The organism is Streptomyces sp. Edi4, from assembly GCF_040253615.1.
GTDB lineage: Bacteria > Actinomycetota > Actinomycetes > Streptomycetales > Streptomycetaceae > Streptomyces.
In genome coordinates this window covers 1,140,117-1,165,470 of the sequence record NZ_JBEJGY010000004.1, presented here as the reverse complement: position 1 = coordinate 1,165,470, position 25,354 = coordinate 1,140,117, and the positions used below count along the sequence as shown (strand labels likewise).

The window sequence follows — 25,354 nt, the reverse complement described above, 5'->3', positions numbered from 1 at the left end:
CGCGCTCAGACGGTATGTCAGCAACAACTACCGCCCGGTAGCCGGGAGTTCAAGAGACATACCGGACGGCATGGCACGTCCCGCCGGTCCCGGGTCATGGAGCCCGGGTCGCGGTTCGCGGGCCTCGGGACCTGGGTCCCGGGTCGTCCCCGCGCGTACTCGCCGGACCGCCGGTCCTCACAGGGGTGAGAACGTCGTGTGAACGCTCCCCGACAGCCCTCGTGTGCGCTCCGTAATGGAACGAGGATTGGTCTTGACCAAGGGAGTGGGTCGCCCTATGGTCGCAGAGTTAGTGCAGGAACCTTTAATAAACAAGGGCACGGAAAGCCGCCGCGGACACGGCGATTGCGGAGGATCAGGGTGGGGACCACGCAGCTGGAATCGGTGCCGGAACCGAAGTACTGGCACCTCAAGACGGTACTCAGCGAGGCGCTGGACTCGGACTTCGCGGTGGGCGAGATCCTGCCCAACGAGCGTGATCTGGCCGCCCGGTTCGGGGTGGCCCGCGCCACGCTGCGTCAGGCGCTCGAGCAGCTGGAACTCGAAGGCCGGCTCCAGCGCCGCCGGGGCGTCGGAACCACCGTCGCCCCGCCGCGCACCGCCGTCCCGGTCGCCACCGCGCGGCACGACTGGCCGGGCGCGCCCGGGGACGACTGGCAGACCGCCGACGCCACGGCCGCCGCGCCGCCCGCCGCGGTGGCCCGGCTGCTCGGCACACAGGACGGCGAGCAGACGCACGTGGTCCGCCGGATCCGGGTGACCCACGGGCAGGCCGTCGCGGCCGAGCTCCTGTACGTCCCGGTCGGCTCGGTGCCCGAGCTCTCCGCCATCGACGCTCCTCCCGGGCCCGCCCGTGGCCGCGCCGTCCTGCGCGAACTGCGACGCCTCGAGCTGGAGGGCCAGGACCGCGCGGTGGAACTGGGCTCCGCCCGCGCCGACGACGCCAAGGAACTCGACCGGCTTCCCGGCGCGCCCGTCCTCGTCGTGACCACCCGCTACTTCGCGGACGGCCGCACCCTGGCCGTCTCGGTCGCCACCTACCGAGCCGACACCTGCCGCCTCACCTTCGGCGACTCGGGCGATCTGGAGATCAGCCACACCGACGAGCAGCGCCAGGCCTCCTGACTCACCGCAGCCCACCGCCGCCCCCGCGAACGAACACGGCCCGCGCCTTGCGAAGGCGCGGGCCGTGATGCCTTCCGTTCGGCTCAGCGCCGGGCCGTCACCGTGCCCTCGACGGCGAACAGCTCCTCTTCCACATGGTCGAGCGCGAGCCGCAGCGCACCCGTGGCCACCGCCGCCTCACCCAGCATCGACAGCACCACACGGGGCGGCCGAAGACAGTAGCGCGCCAACTCCACGCGCAGCGGCTGCAGTACGCCCTCGATGCCGGCCGCCCAGCCGCCCACAACCACCAGTTCCGGATCGAGGGCGAGCACCAGGGCGGCCACGTCGTGCACCAGGCGCTGAAGAAACCGCTCCACCGCGGCCCCCGCCCGCGCGTCGCCCTGCCGGGCCAGCGCGAACACCCCGGCGACCGCCTGCTCGTCCAGCGGGTGCAGGGGCTCGTCCGTGGTCGAGAGCAGTTTCTCGGGGGTCACGTCGCGGCCGAGCAGATGCAGCGCGCCGATCTCGCCCGCCGCTCCGCCGAAGCCCCGGTGCAGCCGGCCGCCGATCAGTGAACCGGCCCCCGGGCTCAGACCGGCCATGACGAAGACCATGTCGTCGGAGTCGACGGCCGCGCCCTTCCAGTGCTCGGCCACCGCCGCCGCGTTGGCGTCGTTCTCCACCAGGACCGGGCAGCGGAACGAGCGCCGCAGCCGCTCGCCGAGCGGCAGGCCCGTCCACTCGGGAAGGGCGGTGCCGAGCCGCACCGTGCCGTCGGCCTCGACGATGCCCGGGCTGCCGACGCCGACCGCCCGCAAGGAGCTGCGCGCCACCCTGGCCCGGCGCAGCACATCGGCCACGGTCACCCGGACCCGCTCAAGGCGCTCGTCGGCGGAGGCCGACTCGGGCACTTCGCGCGAGCCCGCGCCGAAGATCCGCCCGTCGAGGCCGGACAGCAGCGCGGCGACCCGGTGCGGGCCGATCTCTATGCCGAGCAGATGACCCGCCTCGGCCCGGAACCGGAAACGCCGCGCGGGACGCCCCTGACGCCGGGCCTCGCCCTCCTCGGGCGCCGACTCGACGACGAGCCCGGCCTCCATCAGGCCGTCGACCACGCCCTCGACCGTCGGCCGGGACAGACCGGTGATCCGGGTCAGATCGGTCAGTGTGGGAGATTCCGCGCCCCGCAGGGCATGCAGCACCACCGCGGAATTGATCCGCCGCAGCAGAGAGGGATCCCCGCCGGTCAGCCGCCCCAACGTGTGTCCTCCCAGCTCGTGCGCGTGTCTGCCGGATCGTACTCGCTGGTCAGGCGTACGGCGAGCGGCGGCCCGTAACGGAGGCGCATCGGCCCGGGCCGCAGGCTCTCATCGGCTCGGGCCGCACAGGCTCATCGGTCCGGGCCGCACAGGCTCATCGGTCCGGGCCGCACAGGCGCGTCGGCCAGGACCGGGCGGGCTCCGGTCGCCTGACGCACCGCCAATTGTCAGTGCCGGGCGGTTTACTGACGACATGACCACCGCCGCGTACCTCCAGCACATCGACCGGCTGCGCTCCCGGGCGTTCCCCTCGGAGCGGGATCGTTGCGGTTCGGACGTGAGCGGACCCGGATATCACAGTGCCTGTCTGAGCGCCGACGAGGAGGAGTGGGAGGACCTGGCGGAACGGCTTGAGCGGCGCGCGCAGTGCGTCGCCGACCACGACGCCCTGATAGCGGAGCTCACGCGGCGCTGGCGGGAGCCGAGGTGGATCAGCCTGTGGAGCGCGCAGGCGCGGCTCGTCGCGGGCGAGGACATACCGGAGCCCTGGGCGGAGTTCGCGGTCGGGTTCGAGTTCCTGCACCTGTGGCACGTGGACGGCAGATGGATCGCGGTGGGGCTCGATCTGGAGGAGGGGGGCCCGGGATGGGACCTGAGCGTCACCGTGACGGAGACGGCGCCGCCCTAGCCCGGCGGCCCCGCAGCCCGGGCGTCCAGTCCGGCGCCCCGGTCGGAGCGGCCGCGCTGGGCGTCCGGTCCCTGCGCCGCGTGGCGCAGGCGGGCGTACTCCTCGGCCATGGTCTCCAGCGTCCAATGGGCGTTCAGACCACTGGGGTTGGGCAGGGCCCACACCCGGGTCGCGCCGATCGTGTGCTCCTGCGGGCCGATGCGGGCCTTGCGGTCGCCGAAGGCCGTGCGGTACGCGGTCACGCCGACCACGGCCAGCCAGGCGGGCCGCAGCCGCTCCACCTTCGCCGTCAGCAGCCGCCCGCCCTCGCGGAACTCCTCGGCGCCGATCTCATCGGCGCGCGCCGTGGCGCGGGATACCACGTTGGTGATGCCGAGACCGTACGCGAGGAGTTCGTCCTGTTCGGAGGGCTTCAACTGCCGCGGCGTGAAACCGGACCGATGCAGCACCGGCCAGAAGCGGTTGCCCGGGCGGGCGAAGTGGTGGCCCGTGGCGCCCGACATCAGACCGGGATTGATGCCGCAGAACAGCACGGACAGGCCGCCCGCGATCACGTCGGGGATGACGCTGTCGCGAGCGGCCTGGAGTTCCTGGGGAGTCAGCACGGGAGAACGATCACAGGATCGAGCCCGGCGCGTAACCGGCGGCCTCGGGGTGCTGCTTGACGATCTCCTCGATGCGGGAGACGAGCGCGGCCACCTGGTCGCCCGCAGCGCCGGTGAAGGACAGCTTGTCGGCCATCAGCTCGTCGAGTCCGGCGCGGTCGAGCGGCATCCGCTCGTCGGCGGCCAGCTTGTCGAGGAGTTCGTTGCGCTCGGCGCCCTGCTCGCGCATCGCCAGGGCGGAGGCGACCGCGTGCTCCTTGATGACCTCGTGCGCGGCCTCACGGCCGACCCCGGCGCGGACGGCGGCCATCAAGACCTTCGTCGTGGCCAGGAACGGCAGGTAACGGTCCAGTTCGCGGGCCACGACGGCCGGGAACGCGCCGAACTCGTCGAGCACCGTGAGGAACGTCTCCAGCAGGCCGTCGAAGGCGAAGAACGCGTCGGGCAGCGCGACCCGGCGGACCACGGAGCACGAGACGTCGCCCTCGTTCCACTGGTCGCCCGCCAGCTCGCCGGTCATCGAGGCGTAGCCGCGCAGGATGACCATGAGGCCGTTGACGCGCTCGCAGGAGCGGGTGTTCATCTTGTGCGGCATGGCGGACGAGCCGACCTGGCCGGGCTTGAAGCCCTCGGTGACCAGCTCGTGCCCCGCCATCAGCCGGATGGTCTTGGCGACCGAGGACGGCGCGGCGGCCAGCTGCACGAGCGCGGTCACCACGTCGTAGTCCAGCGAGCGCGGGTAGACCTGGCCGACCGAGGTGAAGGCCTGCGCGAAGCCGAGGTGGCCGGCGATGCGCTGCTCCAGATCGGCGAGCTTGGAGGCGTCGCCGCCCAGCAGGTCCAGCATGTCCTGCGCGGTGCCGACGGGGCCCTTGATGCCGCGCAGCGGATACCGCGCGAGCAGGTCCTCGAGCCGGCCGTACGCCACAAGGAGCTCGTCGGCGGCGGTCGCGAACCGCTTGCCCAGGGTGGTGGCCTGCGCGGCCACGTTGTGCGAGCGCCCCGCCATGACCAGCTCGGCGTACTCGCCGGACAGCTTGCCGAGGCGGGCCAGGACCGCCACCGTGCGGTCCCGCATCAGTTCCAGGGAGAGCCGGATCTGCAACTGCTCGACGTTCTCGGTCAGGTCGCGCGAGGTCATGCCCTTGTGGACCTGCTCGTGCCCGGCGAGCGCGTTGAACTCCTCGATGCGGGCCTTCACGTCGTGCCGGGTGACCTTCTCGCGCTCGGCGATCGAGGCGAGGTCGACCTGGTCGAGCACGCGCTCGTAGTCGGCGAGCGCTGCCTCGGGCACCTCGATCCCCAGGTCCTTCTGGGCGCGCAGCACAGCCAGCCACAGCTGGCGCTCCAGCTTGACCTTCTGCTCGGGGGACCAGAGGACGGCGAGCTCCGCGGAGGCGTAGCGGCCGGCCAGAACGTTCGGGATGCGAGGCTTCGCAGACACAGCAGTCACGTGGCCAGAGTTTACTGTCTGTCCGGGGGGCCTCCGCACTCCCCGTAAAATCCCGGAACCACCCAGATGCCCCGGCCCCCGACCCGCGCCGCCCGACCGGTGTGTGAGACGGGCGTGAGACTACGCGCGAAGGCTCAGCCTGTGCTTCATCCGTTTCGGTGTACGGGCAGGCCAGACGCAGGCGCAGGTTCCTGAACCGCCGGTCCGGGCTGTCCGGCGCGCCGGGGCGGCCCATCCTGGTCTGCCTCATGACGCCCGGCATCCGCGACGAGGCGATCTTCCACACCCAGCACGCCGACGAAGGCGATCGGCGGGATTGCGAACGCCGAACCAAGAAAGAGCCGGGAGCCCATCTGAACCAGGCCACCCCTCGGCACGCGGGAGGCGGAAATGCCTTCTCCGCCCGACGATGAGGCCGGGCCCGACGCTTCAGAGATCACGCTCCCGTGCCTCACCCGACGCGCTGTCCGACACGCAGGACGCTCAGATAGCGACGTGCCGCTCGGTCGCCCATCCGCGTGCGGATGCGCTCGGCGATGGCATCAAGCAGCGGCTCGCGCACCTCGTGGTCGAGCCTCCGGTACATCGACAATGAGCGAAGGTGATCCGCGAAGCCGTCCCCGTCAAACCACTGGACGGCTGGGTACCAACGCACGATCGGTGGGCCGAACAATCTGCCGCAATCGCCGACAAGGCCCCACCCCTCGGCGGTGGAGCGCACGTCGTCTTCGAGTGGCGGATGACCCCAGTCAGGGTTCCCGGGACAGAACCGCTCATGGAGATCGGCGGTCTCGGCATACACCTCCGGCTCTCCCGGTTCTCGGACGACGACGTGGCCGAGCAGTGCCATCCACCCTCCGGGACGCAGCGCGTCGTGCGCTCGCTGCCAGCCGATCGACGGGTCGACCCAGTGCCATGACGACGCGGCCACGAGGACATCGAAGCGTCGACCGCGGTCGTTCCACTCCTCAAACGTCGACGTCTCGACTTCCACGGTGCGAAAGGAGGCCATCCGTTGGCGAGCAAGTGCGGCCATGGCCGCGCCGGGCTCGATGGCAGTCACCGAGTATCCGAGCGCTGCCAGCGAGCGCGTCGCCTGACCGGTTCCGCAGCCCACCTCCAGTACCGACGACCGTTCGTTCATGGCGGCGAGGGCGACGAGGTCCGCGAACAGCTCGTCGGCGTAGCCCGGCCGGACCCGGTCGTAGAGCTCCGGCACCGCGTTGAACACCCGACCCAGGTCGGGTGGACTCGGACGCGCCTTTGGGTCACCAGTCATGAGCGCACAAGCTACGAGGCTCGTCCATAAAGGTGCCACTGGCTTGCCGACAGCCGCTGCCGTTCTCACGGCTAAGCCGAGGTGCGCCGGCTCATTGGTGTGTCGCCTCTGCCCGCGCGCGGGGTTCGCTGCCGCTTGCGCGGCCCAGGAGTGCGAGGGCCCTTTCGGAAGGGGAGCCTGCGGGGGCTGTGCACACGATGAGCACCTGTTCCGGTGAGCGGGCGATCGACAGCGTCTGCTGTGTCACTGTCACCGTGCCGACGACGGGATGGCGCAGCTCGTAGGACGCGGCGTCGCAGGGTGCCACGCGGTGGTCTGCCCACAGGGCGGCGAACTCCGGGCTTTTCAGGGTCAGTTCGCCGATCAGCTCCGCGAGCAGCGGGTCCTCTGGGTGCCTGCCGACGGCGACGCGCAGGTTGCCGACCACCGCGCGCGCCTTCCGCTTCCAGTTGGCGTACAGCTCTCGGCAGTGCGGGTCCAGGAACAGCATCCGGCTCATGTTCGTACGTCGTACCGGGTCCTCCGGGTCATCCGGGTCCAGAAAGTCCAGGTGACCGGCGAGGAGGGCGTGCCCGAGGGGGTTCCAGGCCAATACGTCGGTACGGCGGCCGAGCACCATCGCCGGGACACCGCCGACGGCGCGCAGGAGGTCGCGGGTTGCGTCCGTAAGGGTCTCGGGCCGGGGGCGGCGTGGTCTTGGCACATGGCGGGCGGCGCCGGCGAGCCGCTCCAGATGCTCGCGTTCGTGGGGGTCGAGCAGGAGAGCGCGGGCGATCGCGTCAAGGACCTCCCCCGAGGCCCCGCGGGACTGGCCCTGTTCCAGCCGCGCGTAGTACGAGACGCTGACGCCCGCCAACTGCGCCACTTCCTCGCGCCGCAGGCCGGACACCCGCCTTCGGGGCCCGAGGTCGCGCAGGCCGACGTCCTCGGGCCGCAGCCGCGCCCGTCGGGCTTGGAGGAAGGCGCCGAGTGGGCCTGGTGCGTTCATCGCCCCAGTATCGGGTGGGCGGCCCGGCCCAGCCACACCCTGCGAGGGGTGGGACAGAAGGGGAGTGGTGCGCGTCCGTCCACCTGTCCAAGCTCATTCCCGACCGGCGACGTACCCCCAGGCCCAAGGACGGACCACATGGATCAACACCCCGAACAGGTCACCCAACACGTCACCCAACAGGTCCCCCCACACGCCACCCAACAGGTCACCCTCGGCGACGTGACCGTCACCCGTGTCAAAGAGTTCTACGGCTCGGCCGAGATGGACCCGGGCACGTTCTTCCCGGACAGCCCCGACGGCTCCTGGACCGAGCACCGTGACTGGCTGGTGCCCGACTTCTGGAACCCGCGGACGGACGAGTGCCAGACGGCGATCCAGTCCTGGCTGCTGCGCAGCGAGGGGCGCACCATTGTGGTGGACACCGGCGTGGGCAACCACAAGGACCGGCCCTACGCGCCGGTGTGGAGCCGCCTGGACACGGACTACCTCGGCAACCTGGCGGCCGCCGGGGTGCGGCCGGAGGACGTGGACATCGTGGTCAACACCCACCTGCACATCGATCATGTCGGCTGGAACACCCGCCTCGACGGCCGGACCTGGGTGCCGACGTTCCCCAACGCCACGTATCTGATGCCCCGGCGGGACTTCGAGTTCTGGGACCCCGCCAACGGGAACAAGAGCGTGCTGGGCCGCGGGAACCAGAACGTCTTCGAGGACAGCGTCACGCCGGTCCACCGGGAGGGACTGACCCAGCTGTGGGACGGGTCGTACCGGATCGACAAGAACCTGCGTCTCGATCTCGCTCCCGGGCACACCCCGGGCTCGTCCGTGCTCACGCTTGAATCCGGCGCCGATCAGGCCCTGTTCGTCGGGGATCTGGTGCACACCGCGCTTCAGATCGCGGAGCCGGAGACCAACTCCTGCTTCTGCGAGGACCCGGTGCGGTCCCGCGCCACCCGGCATGAACTGCTCGGCCGCGCCTGCGAGAGCAACGCTCTCGTCTTCCCGGCCCACTTCGGCGGCCACGGCGCCGCCGAGATCGTGCGGAACGGCTCGAAGTTCGCGATCAAGGAGTGGGCGGGCTTCTCCCGCATCTCCTGATGCCCTGCCTTCCCGGCCCCTGCCTTCCCGGCCCTTTCCACGGAGGAAGCTCCCGTGCCCCGACACACAGATCCGATCGTCGAGACCCCTTCGGGAGCCGTGCGCGGTGTCCGCGACGGATCCGGTGAGCGCTACCGCGCCCTCCCGTACGCCGCGGCACCGACCGGCGCCGGCCGTTTCGCCCCGCCCTCGCCGCACCGGGGCTGGACGGGTGTCCGCGACGCCACCCGCCCCTCACCCACCGCGCCCCAGCCCCACCGTGATTTCGGCCGGCTCGACATGACCCCCTACTTCGGCCCGGGCTGGGTGCCCGGAGAGGAATACCTGACCGTCGACGTCCACACGCCCGCCGCCAGCACCGGCACCGCTTTCGGCACCGGCACCGCCACCGGCGTCGGCGGACACCCCGTCATGGTTTTCGTGCACGGCGGTGGATTCGTCACCGGCTCGAATCGCGCGGCGCTCTACGACGGCAGCGCGTTCGCCCGCGACGGCGTCGTCCTGGTGACGGTGAACTACCGGCTCGGCATCCCAGGTTTCCTGGACGTGGCGGGCGCTCCGCCCAATCGCGGACTGCTCGACGTTCTGGCCGCACTCCGTTGGATACGCGACACCATCCCGGTCTTCGGCGGCGACCCCGAGAACGTCACGGTTTTCGGCCAGTCCGCCGGCGCCACGCTCGTCGGCGGGCTGCTCGCCACACCACAGGCCAAGGGTCTGTTCCGGCGGGCCATCATCCAGAGCGGCAGCGGCACCGGCGCGTTCACCCCGGAGCAAGCGCGAAAGGTCACCGCGGCGGCGGCCGCCGCACTGGGCCTCGAAGCGACCGCCGAGGCATTCGCCCCGATCCCCGACGAGCGCTTCCTGGCCGTCCTGCCCGCACTGGCCGGTCTCGACCTGCGTACCGACACCGCCACCGACCCGCTGGCCGGACTCAGCCCGTTCAGCCTCGTCCTGCCGGTCCAGCCCGCGGACGCACTGGCCGGCGGCCCGGCCGGCGCCATCGACCTGCTCATCGGCACCAACATCCACGAGGGGCACCTCTATCTCGCACCGCACGGAAACCTGGACTCCACCACACAGGCCGACGTGCTCGCAGTCGCCAGCCGCACGCATGCGGACCCGAGGGACGTCATCGCCGCACACCGCGCGGCACGGCCGGACGCGACACCGGGGGAGCTGCGCTCGGCCCTGCTCGGTCAGGTCCTGTTCGAGGCGGGCACGACGCGCATGGCGCAGGCCCACGCGCGGATCTCGGGCGGCCGCACGTACCGCTATTCGTTCGGATACCGCTCCACGGCCCTGGACGGGCGTCTCGGCGCCGCCCACACCGTTGAACTGCCCTTCGTGTTCGACCTCGCCGACCAGCCCTGGCTGCACGGAGACGCCGGCCTGCTCGGCCCCGACCCCGCCCCGGCCGGACTGGCGGCCCAAGTACACGGCGCCTGGGCCGAGTTCGCCCGCACCGGCGACCCCGGATGGGCTCCGTACGACCCGGAGCGACCCTCGGTGGAATTCCTCGACGGAGGCAGGAGCGGGCCGACGAGTCAGTCTCCGAGCCAGGGTCAACCGCCCAACGGGCGCCCACAGTTCGGGGAGTCCGGCCGAGGCCGCGCCACTGCTTCAGGCGGGCGACGCAACGCCTAACGGTGTTGCGCTCCTCCGGGCGGGGAGACGGGCGCCGTCTCGCCGGAACCGATGGAAGGCCCGGAGGCGGCGAGGTCGAGGAGCGTCATCTTGTCGTGGTCCGGGCTGCCGGGCGGCGCCATGTAGATGATGAGGCGCTGGCCTTGTGCGCGGTTGAGGGACAGCCCTTCGTGCGAGAGCGTCATCGTGCCGACCTCGGGGTGCCGGAGCGTCTTCTTGCCGTCGCCGATCGTGTGCACCTCGTACCGGTCCCAGAGCCGGTTGAAGTCGGGGCTCTTGACGATGAGTTCACCTACGAGTGCGGCGAGATCCGGGGCGTCCGGATCGGTGCCGGCGATCGCCCGCAACTGGGCGACGCACCCCTTGGCCTTCTGCTCCCAGTCCGCCCACAGCTCGCGGGCAGCCGGATGCAGGAAGATGTACCGGACGGTGTTGCGCTGTCGCTCCGGCCAGTCGGCGATGCCATGGAGCAGCCGCAGCCCGCCGGGGTTGGCCGCCAGCAGGTCGTTGGTGCGGCTCACGACGTACGCCGGGTTGGGCCGAAGCGTCTCAAGCAGCTGCGTGACGGTCGGACGGACCCGGCGCGACGGCAGGGGACGGGGCTCGGGCGCACGCCGCGCCGCCCGCGCCGCCAGCTCGTGCAGGAAGCCGCTCTCCTCGGGGTTGAGGCGGAGCGCGTCGGCCAGCGCCTCGACCACGGCGGGGCTCGGACGGGTCTCCTTGCCGCGTTCCAGACGTACGTAGTAGTCGATGCTCACACCGGCCAGCGCCGCCACTTCCTCCCGGCGCAGACCCGGCGTGCGGCGCGTGCCGGTTGTGGCGGGGAGCCCGACGTCTGCCGGGCGTACGTCCCCACGGCGGGCGCGCAGAAACTTCCCGAACTCGGTCATGGCGTCATTCTGCCAGCGTGTGATCAACGGGCCGGCCGGGAGCCTGGCCCTGTCACACCCCCCTATGGCGCGCCCCGGAAGATCACGGTTTGCCTCGCTCGCGCGCGCCTCACCAGTCTGGACGGATGACCACGCTTGAACCAGCCCGCGCGTCACAGGATGCCCGGCAACGCACGGCCGCTCCGAAGCTGATCCTGGCGGCCACGTTCATGGGCATCTTTCTGCTCAACCTCAACACCATGGCGATGAACGTGGCGCTGCCCGGGATCGGGCGGACCTTCGGCGGCAGCACGGCGGGACTGCAATGGATCGTGGACGCCTACACGCTGATGTTCGCCGCACTGCTGCTCTCCGCGGGCACGCTCTCCGACCGCGTCGGGGCGAGCCGCGCGTTCGGCGCCGGCGTCGCGGTCTTCACGGTCGCCTCGGCGGCCTGCGGACTGGCGCCGGGACTGAGCGCGCTGATCGTCGCCCGCCTGGTCCAGGGGAGCGCGGCGGCGATCATGCTGCCCGCCTCGCTCGCCCTCGTCCGCCAGGCCTTCCCTGACGCGGCCGAACGGGCACGGGCCATCGCGCTGTGGACCGCCTGCGGAGCCGTCGCGGTCGCCGCGGGCCCGGTGGCCGGCGGGGTGCTGTCCACCACTCTGAGCTGGCGGGCGATCTTCGTCTTCAACCTGCCCGTCGGCATCGCCACCCTCGCGGTGTTGAGCCGCGTGGAACGCTCGCCGCGCCGTGCCGCGCCGCTCGATCCGTACGGCCAGCTCACGGCGATCGTCGCGCTCGCGGCGCTCACCTTCGCGGTGATCGATGGAGGGGAGAACGGCTTCGGTGAGCCCGTCGTGCTGGGCTGCCTGGGGCTCGCCGCCGTGGCGACGACGGCGTTCATCATGATCGAGGCACATACCGCCGCGCCGGTGGTCCCGCTCGACCTCTTCCGTTCGCGCACGGTGACGGTTTCGGTCGCGATCGGTTTCGTCGCCAATGCCGCGTTCTATGGGCTGGTGTTTGTGCTGAGCCTGTTCTTTCAGGACGTTCTGCGCCTGTCCGCCATGGCCGCGGGGCTGATGTTCCTACCGATGATGGCCGTGATCGCCGGAGCCAACCTGGCCTCGGCCAGGGCCGCGGCACGCTTTGGGCCGCGGATGCCGATCGCCGTGGGGCAGGCGATCTTCGCCCTTGCGATGTTCGGCCTGCTCTGGGTCGACGAGGGCACCAGCAGACCGGTGATCGCGGCGATGCTCGTCCCGGTCGGCTTCGGCCTGGGTTTCTTCGTACCTTCCCTGACCGCCGTCCTGCTGAACGACATCGCCGCGGAGCGGGCCGGAATGGCCGCCGGGATCCTGAACTCCTTCCGGCAGACGGGCGGCGCGCTCGCCGTGGCGGTCTTCGGAGCCTTGGTCGCGGACCGGGGCGAGTTCATCGGTGGCCTGCGGGTCGCCCTGTGCGTCGCGGCGGTGATGCTGATGGCCACCACGGCCGCGGCCCTCATGCTGCCGCGCGACCGTGGCTGAGGGGACGGTGACGGGGGTGTCCGGCGCGCACCGGCCGGGCAGCTGGATGGTCCTCGCGCTGGATGGTCCTCACGTCCAACGGGTTTCCCGCACCGTGAGCGCCTGGTCGCAGTGGAGCGCCCGGCCCGGTGAGGCCGAGGACGAGGACGAGGACGAGACTGAGACCCCCTCGAACAGCGTGGCTATGCCTCGTAAAAGAGCCGGAAGAAAACCCGTCGGCGCAGCACTTGCTGCTTTAACCGGTGCAAATCCGGCTCTCCTGTGGAGGCAGGGGGACGGGAGGTGGACAGAGAGGGAGAAGGCTTCGGCTGTGATGCCGGTGCCCTGTACGTTCCGGACACCGGCCACCTGCTTGGCGGCCGCCGGGGCGGACCCGTGACGCGGCTGACGTCGCGGGAATTCTCGCAGGCCAGAGGTGGCGGCCCGGCGCTGTCAGGCGGAGCGGGACCGATCACGGCGAGCGATGCGCCGGCCGCGTGATGGGCGAACACATGTGCCTGGCAAGGCTCTGCTGGGTACCTTCGTGCTTGCGCGAGTCGAACGTCTCAACGACCGCATCGCGAGCGTGGACACATCGGCCACTTCGGCGTTGTCCGCAGAGCCCTCAGCCGCGCTTCTGACGCCGGTCGCAGCGTTTCCTGACTGAAGGAGGCTCCCTGTGCCTGCAACCGAGTTCATCGACACCGTGGGGATCAACATTCCCGACCACCTCGCCGCCAACGAGTTCCTGTCTCTGGCCCGGGAGGGGATGATCGAGGAGAAGCATCTACAGAGCTTCGCGCTTGCCGAATTCCAGTCGCAGGAGGCCGAATTCACTGCCTACGGCCTGCTGCTGTCCCGGTATCCGCACGAAGTGCCCGGCGGGTTCTTCTCCTTTGTGGCACACGAGTTGATGCAGGCACGCCACCGGATGGTGTCCGGACTCGCGCCCGCGCTGGGCATGTCGCCCGACGAGATGCGCCGGGCGCCCCGGCTGGAACCGGTACGCCGGTTCACCGAGTTCATCTCCTGGGTGGCCCTGCACGCGGGGGCGGCGGAGGCAGCCCTGCTGGCACGCACCGACTTCACTCTGTGGTGCAACTCCTGCGCGGTCCTGGCCGACGTACTGCGCGAGGCGGAACACGTCCCTGAGGCCGCGGTGGAGTACATCAACGCCTACCGGGAGAACCCGCCGGAGGTGGCGGACGGTGTGCTCCAGGTCATCGAGTACGGCCGGGCGCACCACGAACCGGACGAGTGGATCACCCGCAGCGCGGTGCGGATGGAACCGGCGCTGCGGTCCTGGTGGCGGGCGGTAGCCACGGCCGGCTGAGTCCAACACCCGCCGGGGCCAGCCGCGCGCGACGGGCTGGGAGCGCGTGGTGGACGGCCCGCCAAAGCGCCCGGCCGGGCCGTCACAGAGGACACACGGCGCCCCCGCCGCGCCCCGGGCGCCACGCGTCTCGCTGAAATGACGCTGCACCATGGGCGACTCGCGGAAGAAGCCGCCCCCGCACGCAGCTGGAAATCGCCCACCTTCCCCGTATGGAGCCTGGAGCCGGCCGTGAACGCGAACACACCCCCTCCCGCGAGTGACTTACAGGTCGACTTTCCGTTCGACTATGCCGCCCATGTCGGCGGAGGCCGGCGCATGGGGCGGCTGCCTGAGGCCGCCACCGGAGCGCGCATCGCCGTCATCGGGGCCGGCGGGAGTGGACTGGCCGCCGCCTACGAGCTGATGCGGGCCGGCTGCCAACCCGTGGTGTACGAGGCCGAGCGAAGCGAGGACGGACCGGGAGGGCGGCGCCTGGGCGGGCGCATGTACAGCCGACGCCTTCGAGAGGCGGACAGCGCTGTCGTGGAGTTGGGCTGTCTGCGCTTTCCTGAAAGCGCCCGGCTGCTGCGCCAGTACGCCTATACGTTCGGCGTCCGGCTGGAGCCATTCCGCGACAACTACGCTGCCCCCACCACCCCCTTGACCGTGTTGGACGTCGACGGCCGACAGTACGCCGCCGGGAAGATCGAGGACCTTTACGACAGGTGCGACGGCTTCCGGGAGGCGCACGCGCGCTGGCAGCAGGCGCTGGCCCGGATCGGCTTCTTCCAGATCCAGCGGGATGTCGCCGCGCGCGACCTTGCCGCGGTGCGCCGCCGCTGGCGCGAGGTGCTGGTCCGCTTCGAGCCGTGGTCCTTCTACCGTTTCCTGCGCGCCCCGGACGGTGCGGGCCTGACCCACGACCAGGCACGGCTGCTGGGCACCGCCGGAGTAGGGCCCGCCGTCTGGGACTCCTTCTTCGGCCTCAGCCTGCTGGAGATCCTGCGCCTGTTGCTGTGCACCGAGGGAAGCTCCCTGCTGTATGCGCCTGAAGGCATCAGCCGGCTCGCGGAGGGCTTCTGGTCCCACCGCACCACCGATCCCCATGGACGGACGTGCAGTGTCGAGGCGGTCAATGAGGGAGCACCGCGCCCTGCCGTGCGCGCCCTGGACATCGAGCCGGATGCCGCCCACGGCGTCGTGGTGCACAGCGAGGACGGGCGCAGCGAGCGGTTCGCGGCCGCCGTGTTCACCCCACAGCTGCGGCTTGTGGAGACCGGCGTCGAGGTACGCTCCACCGTCGCTCACACGCCCGTGCTCGGCCCCCGGCTGTGGCGGGCCGTGCGCCGCCTGCACTATTGGCAGTCCTCCAAAACCGCCCTGGTGGTCGACGACCTGTTCTGGGACAAGACCTCCATGGACGGGGTCACGCTCACCGACCGGTTGCCGCGCGCCGCCTACACCGTCGACTACGGGCCCGCGCGGGGACCCGGGGGCCGACGTGGCGTGCTGGATCTCAGCTTCACCTGGGCACAGGACGCCATGAAGATCAGCCCGTCCACTCCGGAGGAGCGGGTCGCCCTCTTCGTCCGCGACCTCGCGGACATCCACCCAGAGGTGGCGGACGAGCTGCGCGCGCACGCCCGCACGGGGGAGGCGGTGACAGTGTCCTGGGAGAACGAGCGGCACTTCCGAGGCCTGAGCCGCTGGTCCTGCCCGGGCGACCATCCCTATCAGCGCGACCTGTTCGCCCATTTCATGAAGGACTTCGCCGGTACACCTGCCGTACCCGGCGAACCGCCGAACGCCCTCTACCTCGCGGGCGACGACACCTCCTGGTCTCCGGGCTGGCTCAACCACGCCCTCGCCTCGGGCCTGAACGCCGCCTGGGGCATCCTGCGCCAACTCGGCGCGCAGCCCGAGCCGGGCAACCCCGGGCCCGGCGACGTGTGGAACGACCCCCACTACACACCGCTCACCACGGCCTGACCCCGCACCGGGTCCCGCGCGCCCGGGTGCGGAAGGGCATCCCGCCGCATGCGCCCCACACCACCGTCACCCCGGAGGTATCCGTGCCCGCATCCGCCGCTCGAGACCTTCTGCTGCGACCCGACCGCGTGTGGGACGCGGTGGCGGACACGCCCGTCGACGGTCTGTCCGTCCTCGTACGCGAAGGCCGGATCGCGGCAGTCGCCCACGACCTTCCTCCCAGCCCTGGCGCGGACATCGTCGACATGCCCGGCTGCACGCTCCTGCCCGGCTTCATCGACTGCCACGTCCACCTGCTCGACGAGAACGCGGAGACCGCGCCCTCCGCCTACCAGACCCTCACCGCCGTCCCTGTCCTGCGCGCCCTGCTGCGAAGCGGCTTCACCACCGTCCGCGATCTCGGCAGTGCCCACCTGCCCCTCAACGTGTCACTACGCACAGCCGTGAAGGACGGCCTGATCGAAGGTCCGCGCATCATCGCGGCCCCCAACATCCTCTCCCCGCGCGGCGGCCACGCGGACAAGCAACCAGACCTCGCCCAGCGCTACGGACTTCAGATCGGCACCCTGGCCGAAGGAGTCGAGGAATTGCGCCGTGCGGTACGCGAGCAGGCGCGCGCCGGAGCCGACTGGATCAAATTCGCGGGCGGCGGCGGATTCTCCTCACCCGTGGACAGCCCCACCAGCGCCGCCTACTCACGCGTGGAGACGCACATCATCGTCGCCACCGCCGACGACCTGGGGTTGCCGTGTGCGACCCACGCCTTCACCGACCGCGCCATTCAGCGCGCCGTCGCCGCAGGAGTGCGCAGCGTGGAACACGGCTGCTTCGCCACCGCACCGACCTACCGGGCCATGGAACAAGCCGGCACCTTTCTGGTGCCGACCCACTACGCCCAGACCTACTTCCTCGACCGGCTCGACGACGACGGCTTCTGGAACAGCTCCATGGCCACCACCCGCCAGAACTACCGCACACACGCCGAATCCCTGCGCGAAGGACTCCTGAGGCCGGCCCGCACCCGGGTCAGAACGGCCTTCGGTACCGACGCCGGAATGTTCCCCCACGCCCAGAACTGGCGGGAATTCCCCACCATGCTGGCCCACGGCTACACCGCCCTGCGCGCCCTGCGGGCCGCGACCCGCACTGCGGCAGACCTCCTCAACCGCCCCGACCTGGGCCTCATCGCCCCGGGCGCCACGGCAGACCTGGTCGCCCTTGAGGGCGACCCTTTCCAGGACATCATCGCCACCAGCCGCCCCCGGTACGTACTCCAGGAGGGCCGCCTCGTCACATGAGGCGGCCCTCCCAAAGGAAGCGGGGAGACCACATCGCGCGGCCACCAGCACGTGGGCACGGAGCGCCCCCACTGCGCGAGAGGCGTAGGCACCTATGCGGCGGCCCTACGCCTCTCGGCGCTCAGCGATGATGCTGCGCACTGACGCCTCGTTCCGGAGCAGTGCGATGGCGAGGTCCACGGCCATGGCGCGGATCGCTTCGAGGGGCATACTCGCCTCCGTCGGAAAGTGGAAGTCGATGTTGCTCTTCAGCTCCAGGACCCAGCGTGCCGCCTCCTCAGGAGAGGGCAGAACGCGCTGGTCGCGAACGCGGAACCCGCTGTTCTCCAGTACGTCCATGACGTAGCGAAGTGACTTGCGGTGTCCCAGTGCCAGATGGTCGGTGTCTGGGGGCAGGGGCGGTTCCGAGGCCAGGAACGCCTCGCGGTAGAGCGTCTCCGAGATGACGAGGAGGCCGCCCGGCTCCATGCGCCGGGCCAGCGCCTCGGTCGCGGTTTCGTACACTTCCGGCGGAAAGTGTGTGATGGCGCCTCGGGCAAGCACCAGATCGTAGGGCTCTTGGTCCGGTAGCTGTGCGATGTCGGCGGCGTCGCACAGATACAGGTGGATGCGTTCTGCCTCGTGTATGTCACGCACGAGGTCCGCACAGTGGGCGAGTTGCTCCGGGCTGATGTTGATGCCGTCCAGACGCGGGCAGTCGGGGAAGACATGTGCGAGATGCCGCAGCGTCGCTCCCCATCCGCACCCGACATCGAGGACGCGCCGCGGGGCCGGGTGTCCCGGTTCGAGGAGCCCGGCCAGGCCCAGTTGCTGCTCCAGGTGCCTCGATCCGGCCTCGTCCAGTGACACGGGGCGGGGGGAGTCCGGGTGGTCGTAGACGCCCCACTGGAAGTGCAACTGGTCGCCGAGGACGTTCCGCCAGTCATCCGGGGAGTCCTTGTAGGCACGGATGACGTGATCGCGGAACGAGTCACCGCGATGGCTCGGGAGTACTTCATACCTCTGATCGTCGCCGCCGGTCATGGACTTCCTTCCTTTCCGGAGTAGTTCTGCGGTACACGGCAGTTCTGCCTGCCCTGCCACCGGACAGGAGGTCAGGCCGGGGGAGCGGCCGCCGTCTTCCAGACGTCCAGCAGAGCGTCCGAGATGCGATGGGCGTGGAAAAGCACCTCGTCAGGGTCTGCGCCGCGGTCGAGACCGTCCTGCACCACCGCCAGGGCGAGTTCTTTGAGCGCGTCGTCACCGGCGTCGTCGTAGTAGTCGATGAACGCTCGGGTCTGCGGGAGGTCCGACTCGCGCAGACGTCGTGCGACGGCGCAGGCGCCGGAGTAATAGACCTGCATGTCGGTGTGGGCTGCCAGGGCGGCCGCTGCCTGGCTCGCGGACGTCGCGATCCAGGAGAGGGCACTGTGGAAGGCGTACGATCCCGAGTTCACCGGCCGCGTCAAGCCGGCCTCATCCATCCCCAGCGCCTGGCCCACCCGGTACAGCTTGGGCGTCGCGTTGTGAACGACACGTCCCAGGGTCAGCCACAGTTCGGCGGCCTGCCCGTGGGGAGAGCGGGCGAGCAGGTTTCCGTACGCGGCGAGTTCCACCGGGTGCGCCTGATACTCCAGGGCGACCAGGCGCCGCAGCGGTTCCAGGGCGCTGGGACCTGTCACTGGTGCCAGTGTGAGAGGGCTGCCGGGGGCTTGTCCGGCGAGCCCCTGCTGGACGACGTCGGCCAGGGCCGTGGCATCACCGTGGTCTTGCGTGCTCATGGGATTCCCTTCTGCTGTGGTGGACGCGAACGTCCCGGGCGGGCCATGTGTTGGGCAAGTGGTTCAGGTCGTTGTGGCGGTTTCCGGCGGCGGCAGGTACCCGCTCTCCCGGAGGTGGCCGAGATACAGGTCGATCAGCCGGTCGTCGACAGGCGGGCATGTCAGGCCGGCGTCCGCTGTCACACGGGCGGCGTTGTCGCGGCTGAAGCGGGGAAAGGTGCCGGCAAGGTGCGTCTGGACGAGGGCGGTGCCCGTGCCGGCTGCGGATTCGGCGAACAGGGGGATGTAGGGCGCCATCGGATGCCGGGGATCCTCGCTCGTCGCCTCCATGACCACGTCCACCCACTCCCGCAGTCCGACCGTCCGAACGCGGTAGGACATCGCCCGGAGACGGTCAACCAGGAGGGACAGCCGCGCCTCGTGGGGATTGGTGAGGTGGTAGACGCGGCCGTCGTGCCTCTCGTGGGTGATCACGCGGGTGATGATGTCGGCCGTGTGGTCGACGGGGACGAAGTTCAGTGGCAGCGCCATGTCCGGAGCCACGCCGCTCTGCGCGATCGTGCGAAACAGCGCGCACATCATGGTTTCGGTGTTCCAGATGCCCCGGTCCTGGGTGCCTGTGATCTCGTAGGGCCGGTGGATCGACGCGGGCAGACCCTGGTGTGCCGCCTCCGCCACCAGCTGCTCGGCGACCCACTTGGTCTCCGTGTAGCCGAGTGCGAGCCGGTCGGGGTGCGCGAGCGGGGTGCGCTCGGTCACGTGGGGGACCCCGGCGGGACCGAAGCCCGCGATGACAGCCATGGTGGAGACATGGTGGAGAGGCTTGAGCCGGTGCGCGGCCGCCAGTTCTATGACGGTGCGGGTGCCGCCGACGTTGGCCGGGGCCAGGGCCTGGTAGGGGTAGGCGAAGTTGACCTGCGCGGCACAGTGCACGATGTGGTCACAGTCCCGGGCCATCCGTGTCCAGGCACTCCGGTCCACACCGAACCGCTCGGCTGTCAGGTCACCCGGTATCACGGTGATCCGGTCGCCGATGTGGTGTGGATCCAGCCCGTAGCGCAGCATCCGGGCCGCGACACGGGCGGCGCCGCGTTCCTCGTCCGGAGAGCGGGTGAGGCAGTAGACATGTGCCACGCCGGCACGCAGCAGCCGGCACAGGAGATGAACGCCGAGGAAGCCGGTGGCGCCGGTGAGCAACACGGTTCGCGGGCAACCTGTTGCGGGGGGCGGGCCGGTCATGGACGCCGGTTGCCGCAGGCGCGCCTCGGCGTAGAAATCCGTGCTGGTATGTGGCGCCCGCGTAAGCCCCCGCTCGGCGAGTTCACGTGATCGCCCGGCGAACGCTCCGAGTGTCGGATTGCTCAGCAGCGCGCGGATGAGTACCCCGCCCTGCGCTTGGTCGATGCCGAACGAGCGGCACGTGGCCGCCGCCACGTGCGTCGCCATCAATGAGGTGCCGCCCAGGGCGAAGAAGTCGTCGTCCCGTCGAGCGGTGTCCGTACCGAGCACCGAACACCAGATCCGTCCCACGGCGATTTCGTGCGCGTCCTGCGGCGTCCGGGCCTCCCGGGCATCGAGGCGTGGCCGGGCAAGCCGGGCCAGGAGGCGGGCATGGTCAGCCTTGCCGCTCACGGTCAGCGGCAGGTCGCGGGCACACACGATCCTGTTGGGCACCATATGGGCGGGCAGACGGTCGCGAACGTGGTCGTGCAGGTGTGGGACGAGAGCCGCGGTGTCCGTGTGCGGGGAGCAGACCACGGCCGCGCCAAGATGCTGTCCCGGCCCTTCGCCCAGTACGTCGACGGCGGCCTGCCGCACATCCGGATGAGTGGACAGTACGGCCTCGATCTCGTCCAACTCCACCCGGAAACTCCGGAGTTTGACCTGCCGGTCCCTGCGTCCCAGGAATTCCAGCACCCCGTCGGGTCGCCGTCGCACCATGTCACCCGTCCGGTACAGACGGCCCCGCACGTCGTTCCCGAAGCGGTCGGGCACAAAGCGCCGCGCGGTCTGTTCCGGGTCATTGAGGTAGCCGATCGCCACGCCGTCCCCACCGAGCCAGAGTTCCCCCTCCTCTCCCGCGGCGGCCAGGCCACCGTCCTGCCGGACCACATACCCCGTGGTGGCGGCGACCTCGGTACCGATGGGCACGAGTTCCGCGTGCTCCGGCAGTTCACGGACCGTGTAGGAGGTGCTGATGACGCTGTTCTCCGTCGGTCCATAGCCGTTGACGAGGGTGCCCGGCGGCCCCTGGGCCAGTACGGCGCGGACCGCTTTGGGGCTGATGGAGTCGCCGCCCACCATCAGACACCGCAGGCCGGAGAACATGTGGGGCGCCGCGTACGCGTGTGTGTGAAACAGGCCGGCGCTCAGCCACAGAGTGGTGATGCCATCGTGTTGGAGGCGCCGTGCCAGTTCCCGGGTGTCGAGCAGGTCGTCGGGGTCCGGCAGAACCAGACACGCTCCGTTGAGCAAGGTGCAGAACAGCTCGTAACACGAGACGTCGAACGACGGGTTCGCCGTAGCGAGCAGGCGGTCGCCGGGCCCGGGAACCGCCGGGTGATCCGCCGTCACGAACCGGACCAGTCCGCGGTGACTGCACAGCACCCCCTTCGGCGCGCCCGTCGAGCCCGAGGTGTATATGACGTAGGCGGCATCTGACGCCGTGCGCGCCGGGGTGCGGAACGGCAACTCCGGCGGTGTTTCCTCTCCTATCAGGTCAGGGGTGACGACATGGACGAGTTCAGGAGCCGGAGGGACGGCGACACCCGGCGCGGTCACGAAGTGGGCGACCTGCGCGTCCCGGACCACGCAGGCCAGCCGCCTTGGGGGCGTGTGAGTATCGAGGGGGAGGTAGACGCCACCGGCCTCCAGGACGGCGAGCGCTGTTACCACCAACTGCGGGGAGCGCTCAAGCAGTACGGCGACGATGTCGCCCTCACCCAGGCCGCGGTCGCGCAGTCGAGCCGCGGCCCGTCGCACCCGGCCGCGCAGTTCCCGGTACGTCCAGCGGCCGCCCCTCCACCGCAGGGCATCGCTCTCGGGAGATCGCTCGGCCTGCGCGGAGAACAGGTCGCACAGCAGGGCGTGACGGGGGTAGCCAGAGCTGGTGGCGTCACATGCGGGGGTGGACCGCGAGACGCCCTTCGGTGTCTGTGCCGTCGGCGGCATGGTCGGATCCTTTCGCGTACGGCTGACAGGCGAAGCACGGCCGGCTGCGAGGGGGCGAGGTCGGTGGCGAACGCGCCGCGTTGCTCCATCGCCGTGAGTCGCGCCGTCGGTATTGGCGCGGCCCGAAGGCGGGGAGCGGCTGTCCCGGGGCGGCGCCCTGTCTCGATGCTCAGCCCACCAGCAGGATCTTGCCGCCGCCCGATCCGCTTTCGGCCCGGCGCACAGCCTCTTTGATGTCCGCGAGGTCATAGCGGGCCGCGACAGGCGCGTTCAGTTGACGGGACGTCAGTTGCTCGGTCACGGTGCGGGTCAGGTCGGCGATCTGCTCCGGGAGCATGCCCTTGAGCCGTTCGGGCAGCCAGAAGCCGTCGAGAGTGATGCCACGGAAGACGAGTGCGTCCGGTGGGACGGGGATGGGGGAGCCTGACAGCATGCCGTAGACGGTCATGCGTCCGCCCTCGCGGACGCAGTCCAGAGCGAGTCGGCCGGTGGCACCCCCGACGGCGTCGAGGGCGGCCGCGATGCCCTGTGCACCGGCGAATTCCGCGAGCTGTTCACGGGCCGAGTCCGAGGGGACGGCGACTATCTGCGCCGAGTCGTTGTCGGGCGGGGCCGGGTGCGGACGGCGAACCAGGCCGGCACAGCGGATACCGCGTTGTCGTGCCAGCGTGGTGATCATCCGGCCCACGGCGGAGGCGGAGGCGGTCTGGAGCAGGACGTCGCCCGCGACCAGGCCCAAGCCGTCCAGGAGCAGGTTCGCGGTCATGGGATTGATGGTCAGCTGGCACGCGAGGTCGTCCGGCAGGGAGTCGGGGATCTCCACCACGTCCGCCGCCGGCACGTTGAGGTATTCCTGCCAGGTGCCGTCGGCGGATACCGCGACTCGGTCTCCCGGTCGAAGGCCGACGCCGGCGGCTGCCCTGTCCACGACACCCGCCCCTTCGAAACCCACCAGCGCCGTGGCCGGTTCGCCTGGTGAGGGCGGTCGAAGCGCTGCCGGCCGACCGTAGTGTCCCCGGATCAGCAGCAGGTCGGAGGGGTTGATGGGGCGGGCCGTCAGGCGAACGCGGACCTCACCCGCGCCGGGGTCGGTCATCGGGGTCTCGGTCACCGTCAGGACGTCGGCGGGTTCTCCGTACTGGGTGAAGACGACGGAACGCATCAGTGGTCCGGCCGGTAGAGGCTGTCGGCCATGAGGAAGTCCCGGATCTCTGCGATGGAGTGCTTGCCGTTGTGGACCATCTTGTTGACCAGGACGTAGGTGGCCTGGCCGTTGTGGAGAGCGTCGCGCAGGTGCTGGAGGGTGCCGCATCCGCCGGAGGCGATGACCGGGAGCCTCGATGCCTCGGCCACAGCCCGGGTGAGCGCGAGGTCGAAGCCCTGTCCTGTGCCCTCGCGGTCGATGCTGTTCGCCAGGATCGCGCCGACCCGCAGGTCGGCGAAGCGCGCGGCCATGGCTGAAGCGTTGGCGCCGGCGCGTTGCTCGCCGTCACGGACGTATGCCTGCCATTCCCCGGGGGCGGTCTGCCTGCTGTTGATGACGCCCATGAGCCGGTCACCGCCGTACTCGCCGATGGCCGCCCGCACGGTCCCTGGGTCATCGACCATCGCGGTGCTGATGGACACGATGTCCGCGCCGGCCTCGAAGAGATCTCCGAGGAGTTTCACGGACGGGAGAAGACCGTGTTCCACCGAGACCAGGATGTCCACTCCGCTCTCCTTGATGCTGCTCAGGACAGCCGGGAGGTAGTCGATCGCGTCCCACGCGTCGAAGACGTCCAGGAAGATCTTCTGCGCGCTGCCGGCGGCGTACGCCCGGACGATCTCGATCACGTCCAACGGGTCGCGCAGGCCAGGGATCGCGGACGGTTCGGTGGCGGCGCCCCGGGCGACATCGATACAGGGGATGATGAGGTCGCCTATGTGGGCATTACGGTCCTGGAACGCCTGTGGGGAGGATCCCATGGTCTTGCCTTTCAGGAGGGGGCGAGTGTTTTCAGGCGTGGGCTGTCGCATCCCAGTCGCCGTGCCGTGTCGACCGCGGTGGCGACGGCTGCTTCCTGGGTCGCGCCTTGCGCCACGACATGGCCGGCGAAGTGAAGACCGCCACGGCCTTGGAGCGGGCCGAGTCGCCGCTGCGCGGCGAACATGGCCGGAAATGGCAGAAGAGTGCGGAAGGTGGTCCGCGCGAGGAGCTGACGCGGAAGGTTCGCGCGGTGGTCGAGTTGGCTGACGTACACCTCGCCGCTGGCCTCGAAGCGGCGCCGAATGCAACCAAGGGCCCAGGACCCGTCCACGGCGATGTTCGTTGTGGACCGGTGCCGCAGGGCGCGGGCGACATAACAAGGGTCCAGGTGCAGACCCTGGTCGATGTCCGCGTACCGGTACGAGGCGAGGGCTCGCCGTGCCGGCTCGGCGTCCGGCAAGTCCTGGAGCGCCCGGGCGGCGGCGTCGGCGGGAACGGCCAGGACGACCGCGTCGACCTCGTGTGGGACACCGGTGGCGTCGATCATGGCCAGCCGATCGCCCGCGCGCCGTATGCCCCGCAGCGCGGTCCCGGGGCGCAGGTCAGCGCTGTTCAGTTGTGCCGCCAGCCGCCAGGCGACGTCCTGCATACCGTGACGCAGTGTCTGCGTGAGCGGCGTCGACCCGGCGGGGGCCCCATCCGCGAACAGAGCGGCAACCGCCCGTGCGGAAAGCGTCGAGGCCCGCGCCAGGTCGCAGCCCCAAAGAATGGCGGGCAGCGCGTACACCACGTTCTCCTTCAGCGCCGTGGGCCAAGGCCAGGGCTCCACCATGTCGCGCAGCGGAACCTGCCAGTCGAGGCCGCGCGCGGCCCACTTGGCGGATTCACGCACGAGCGTCGTCACCGCTTGCCCCGCGTCCCGGGGTGGGAGCCCATCGCCTTCCGCCTCTTCGTCGCCGACGGACGCGGTGAGCGGCCCCTGGAAGAACGGGGCCTCCTGTTCGGCGACCTCGATGGTGTGGGACGCGGGCGCGGACACCCAGTCGTCCTCACTCAGCCCCAGGGCGTTTGTCAGTCGCGAGAAGAGGGGGAAGGCCTCCAACGACACGCTGTGCACACCCAGGTCGACCATCCGCGGCGTGCCGTGCGTGTCGATGAACCGCTGCGAGCGGAGGTTGCCGCCGAGGTCGTCCCGGGCTTCGAGTACGACACTCTCGTGGACTCCGTCGAGCAGCCAGGCCAGGGTCAAGCCGGCGATACCGGCACCCGCGATACCGATTCTCATCCCGAAACTCCTCTTCCCGATCGTGCGGTCCGGCCGTGGGACATCCGTCCGGTCAATGCC

General features: G+C 70.5%; 20 protein-coding genes. 8 read left to right on the top strand and 12 right to left on the bottom strand.

What is annotated here, in order from left to right; all coding sequences use genetic code 11:
• The first annotated feature begins 360 nt into the window (after positions 1 to 360).
• Positions 361 to 1,125: a GntR family transcriptional regulator gene (locus tag ABR738_RS07290; protein ID WP_350229158.1), complete on the top strand. Its 765-nt coding sequence runs from the start codon at positions 361 to 363 to the stop codon at positions 1,123 to 1,125.
• Positions 1,126 to 1,208: 83 nt separating this feature from the next.
• On the opposite strand, the gene ABR738_RS07285 is transcribed toward ABR738_RS07290, so the two are convergent.
• Positions 1,209 to 2,366 carry an ROK family transcriptional regulator gene (locus ABR738_RS07285; protein WP_350229157.1) on the bottom strand — a complete coding sequence of 386 codons (1,158 nt, stop codon included), beginning with the start codon at positions 2,364 to 2,366 and terminating at the stop codon, positions 1,209 to 1,211.
• A gap of 253 nt (positions 2,367 to 2,619) precedes the next feature.
• Between ABR738_RS07285 and ABR738_RS07280 the strand changes: the two genes are divergently transcribed.
• Entirely contained in the window at positions 2,620 to 3,054 is a 435-nt protein-coding gene (locus ABR738_RS07280) for a hypothetical protein (protein WP_350229156.1), read from the top strand.
• On the opposite strand, the gene mug is transcribed toward ABR738_RS07280, so the two are convergent.
• The 4 genes from mug to ABR738_RS07260 form a co-directional block, all read right to left on the bottom strand.
• Positions 3,051 to 3,656, bottom strand: a complete 606-nt coding sequence (gene mug / locus ABR738_RS07275; protein ID WP_350234463.1) for a G/U mismatch-specific DNA glycosylase — start codon at positions 3,654 to 3,656, stop codon at positions 3,051 to 3,053. The two genes, ABR738_RS07280 and mug, sit on opposite strands and share 4 nt — an antisense overlap.
• Before the next feature lie 13 nt (positions 3,657 to 3,669).
• Entirely contained in the window at positions 3,670 to 5,112 is a 1,443-nt protein-coding gene (gene purB, locus ABR738_RS07270) for an adenylosuccinate lyase (protein ID WP_350229155.1), read from the bottom strand.
• Between the two features lie 451 nt (positions 5,113 to 5,563).
• The gene (locus ABR738_RS07265; protein ID WP_350229154.1) at positions 5,564 to 6,343 is read right to left on the bottom strand and encodes a class I SAM-dependent methyltransferase; all 780 of its coding nucleotides are present in this window, start codon (positions 6,341 to 6,343) and stop codon (positions 5,564 to 5,566) included.
• 139 nt (positions 6,344 to 6,482) lie between these two features.
• Complete coding sequence (locus ABR738_RS07260) at positions 6,483 to 7,379, bottom strand: helix-turn-helix domain-containing protein (RefSeq protein ID WP_350229153.1); 897 nt, start codon at positions 7,377 to 7,379, stop codon at positions 6,483 to 6,485.
• A gap of 138 nt (positions 7,380 to 7,517) precedes the next feature.
• On the opposite strand from ABR738_RS07260, the gene ABR738_RS07255 reads away from it, so the two are divergent.
• Together ABR738_RS07255 and ABR738_RS07250 are read left to right on the top strand one after the other, a co-directional pair.
• Entirely contained in the window at positions 7,518 to 8,483 is a 966-nt protein-coding gene (locus tag ABR738_RS07255; RefSeq protein ID WP_350229152.1) for an MBL fold metallo-hydrolase, read from the top strand.
• A gap of 54 nt (positions 8,484 to 8,537) precedes the next feature.
• Positions 8,538 to 10,130, top strand: a complete 1,593-nt coding sequence (locus ABR738_RS07250) for a carboxylesterase/lipase family protein (RefSeq protein ID WP_350229151.1) — start codon at positions 8,538 to 8,540, stop codon at positions 10,128 to 10,130.
• Here ABR738_RS07250 and ABR738_RS07245 read toward each other — a convergent pair.
• On the bottom strand, positions 10,127 to 11,020 hold the full coding sequence (locus ABR738_RS07245; protein WP_350229150.1) for a helix-turn-helix domain-containing protein: 894 nt from the start codon (positions 11,018 to 11,020) through the stop codon (positions 10,127 to 10,129). The genes ABR738_RS07250 and ABR738_RS07245 overlap by 4 nt on opposite strands.
• 125 nt (positions 11,021 to 11,145) lie before the next feature.
• On the opposite strand from ABR738_RS07245, the gene ABR738_RS07240 reads away from it, so the two are divergent.
• The 4 genes from ABR738_RS07240 to ABR738_RS07225 all read left to right on the top strand — a co-directional run bounded on the left by ABR738_RS07240 (position 11,146) and on the right by ABR738_RS07225 (position 17,112).
• The gene (locus ABR738_RS07240; RefSeq protein ID WP_350229149.1) at positions 11,146 to 12,531 is read left to right on the top strand and encodes an MFS transporter; all 1,386 of its coding nucleotides are present in this window, start codon (positions 11,146 to 11,148) and stop codon (positions 12,529 to 12,531) included.
• A 658-nt stretch (positions 12,532 to 13,189) separates the two neighbouring features.
• Complete coding sequence (locus ABR738_RS07235; protein ID WP_350229148.1) at positions 13,190 to 13,843, top strand: hypothetical protein; 654 nt, start codon at positions 13,190 to 13,192, stop codon at positions 13,841 to 13,843.
• 318 nt (positions 13,844 to 14,161) lie between these two features.
• Positions 14,162 to 15,814 (top strand): flavin monoamine oxidase family protein, encoded by a 1,653-nt coding sequence (locus ABR738_RS07230; RefSeq protein ID WP_350229147.1) that lies wholly within the window; start codon positions 14,162 to 14,164, stop codon positions 15,812 to 15,814.
• Between the two features lie 83 nt (positions 15,815 to 15,897).
• On the top strand, positions 15,898 to 17,112 hold the full coding sequence (locus ABR738_RS07225) for a metal-dependent hydrolase family protein (RefSeq protein ID WP_350229146.1): 1,215 nt from the start codon (positions 15,898 to 15,900) through the stop codon (positions 17,110 to 17,112).
• A gap of 105 nt (positions 17,113 to 17,217) precedes the next feature.
• Here ABR738_RS07225 and ABR738_RS07220 read toward each other — a convergent pair whose 3' ends face one another.
• The 6 genes from ABR738_RS07220 to ABR738_RS07195 all read right to left on the bottom strand — a co-directional run bounded on the left by ABR738_RS07220 (position 17,218) and on the right by ABR738_RS07195 (position 25,294).
• Positions 17,218 to 18,135: an SAM-dependent methyltransferase gene (locus ABR738_RS07220; RefSeq protein ID WP_350229145.1), complete on the bottom strand. Its 918-nt coding sequence runs from the start codon at positions 18,133 to 18,135 to the stop codon at positions 17,218 to 17,220.
• Between the two features lie 71 nt (positions 18,136 to 18,206).
• A complete protein-coding gene (locus ABR738_RS07215) occupies positions 18,207 to 18,872 on the bottom strand; it encodes a hypothetical protein (RefSeq protein WP_350229144.1) in 666 nt (221 codons plus the stop codon).
• A 63-nt stretch (positions 18,873 to 18,935) separates the two neighbouring features.
• On the bottom strand, positions 18,936 to 22,043 hold the full coding sequence (locus ABR738_RS07210; protein ID WP_350229143.1) for a non-ribosomal peptide synthetase: 3,108 nt from the start codon (positions 22,041 to 22,043) through the stop codon (positions 18,936 to 18,938).
• 169 nt (positions 22,044 to 22,212) lie between these two features.
• Positions 22,213 to 23,205: a zinc-dependent alcohol dehydrogenase family protein gene (locus ABR738_RS07205; RefSeq protein ID WP_350229142.1), complete on the bottom strand. Its 993-nt coding sequence runs from the start codon at positions 23,203 to 23,205 to the stop codon at positions 22,213 to 22,215.
• Positions 23,205 to 24,008 carry a HisA/HisF-related TIM barrel protein gene (locus ABR738_RS07200; protein WP_350229141.1) on the bottom strand — a complete coding sequence of 268 codons (804 nt, stop codon included), beginning with the start codon at positions 24,006 to 24,008 and terminating at the stop codon, positions 23,205 to 23,207. Before ABR738_RS07200 ends, ABR738_RS07205 begins: the two co-directional genes overlap by 1 nt.
• 11 nt (positions 24,009 to 24,019) lie before the next feature.
• Entirely contained in the window at positions 24,020 to 25,294 is a 1,275-nt protein-coding gene (locus ABR738_RS07195; protein WP_350229140.1) for an FAD-dependent oxidoreductase, read from the bottom strand.
• Between the last annotated feature and the right edge of the window lie 60 nt (positions 25,295 to 25,354).

What these genes read in the sequence shown, in the direction of transcription:
- ABR738_RS07280 (WP_350229156.1), top strand. Translation starts at nt 2,620, where the DNA reads ATGACCACCGCCGCGTACCTCCAGCACATCGACCGGCTGCGCTCCCGG.
- ABR738_RS07260 (WP_350229153.1), bottom strand. Translation starts at nt 7,379, where the DNA reads ATGAACGCACCAGGCCCACTCGGCGCCTTCCTCCAAGCCCGACGGGCG.
- ABR738_RS07255 (WP_350229152.1), top strand. Translation starts at nt 7,518, where the DNA reads ATGGATCAACACCCCGAACAGGTCACCCAACACGTCACCCAACAGGTC.
- ABR738_RS07245 (WP_350229150.1), bottom strand. Translation starts at nt 11,020, where the DNA reads ATGACCGAGTTCGGGAAGTTTCTGCGCGCCCGCCGTGGGGACGTACGC.
- ABR738_RS07240 (WP_350229149.1), top strand. Translation starts at nt 11,146, where the DNA reads ATGACCACGCTTGAACCAGCCCGCGCGTCACAGGATGCCCGGCAACGC.
- ABR738_RS07230 (WP_350229147.1), top strand. Translation starts at nt 14,162, where the DNA reads ATGGGGCGGCTGCCTGAGGCCGCCACCGGAGCGCGCATCGCCGTCATC.
- ABR738_RS07220 (WP_350229145.1), bottom strand. Translation starts at nt 18,135, where the DNA reads ATGACCGGCGGCGACGATCAGAGGTATGAAGTACTCCCGAGCCATCGC.
- ABR738_RS07215 (WP_350229144.1), bottom strand. Translation starts at nt 18,872, where the DNA reads ATGAGCACGCAAGACCACGGTGATGCCACGGCCCTGGCCGACGTCGTC.
- ABR738_RS07210 (WP_350229143.1), bottom strand. Translation starts at nt 22,043, where the DNA reads ATGCCGCCGACGGCACAGACACCGAAGGGCGTCTCGCGGTCCACCCCC.
- ABR738_RS07205 (WP_350229142.1), bottom strand. Translation starts at nt 23,205, where the DNA reads ATGCGTTCCGTCGTCTTCACCCAGTACGGAGAACCCGCCGACGTCCTG.
- ABR738_RS07200 (WP_350229141.1), bottom strand. Translation starts at nt 24,008, where the DNA reads ATGGGATCCTCCCCACAGGCGTTCCAGGACCGTAATGCCCACATAGGC.
- ABR738_RS07195 (WP_350229140.1), bottom strand. Translation starts at nt 25,294, where the DNA reads ATGAGAATCGGTATCGCGGGTGCCGGTATCGCCGGCTTGACCCTGGCC.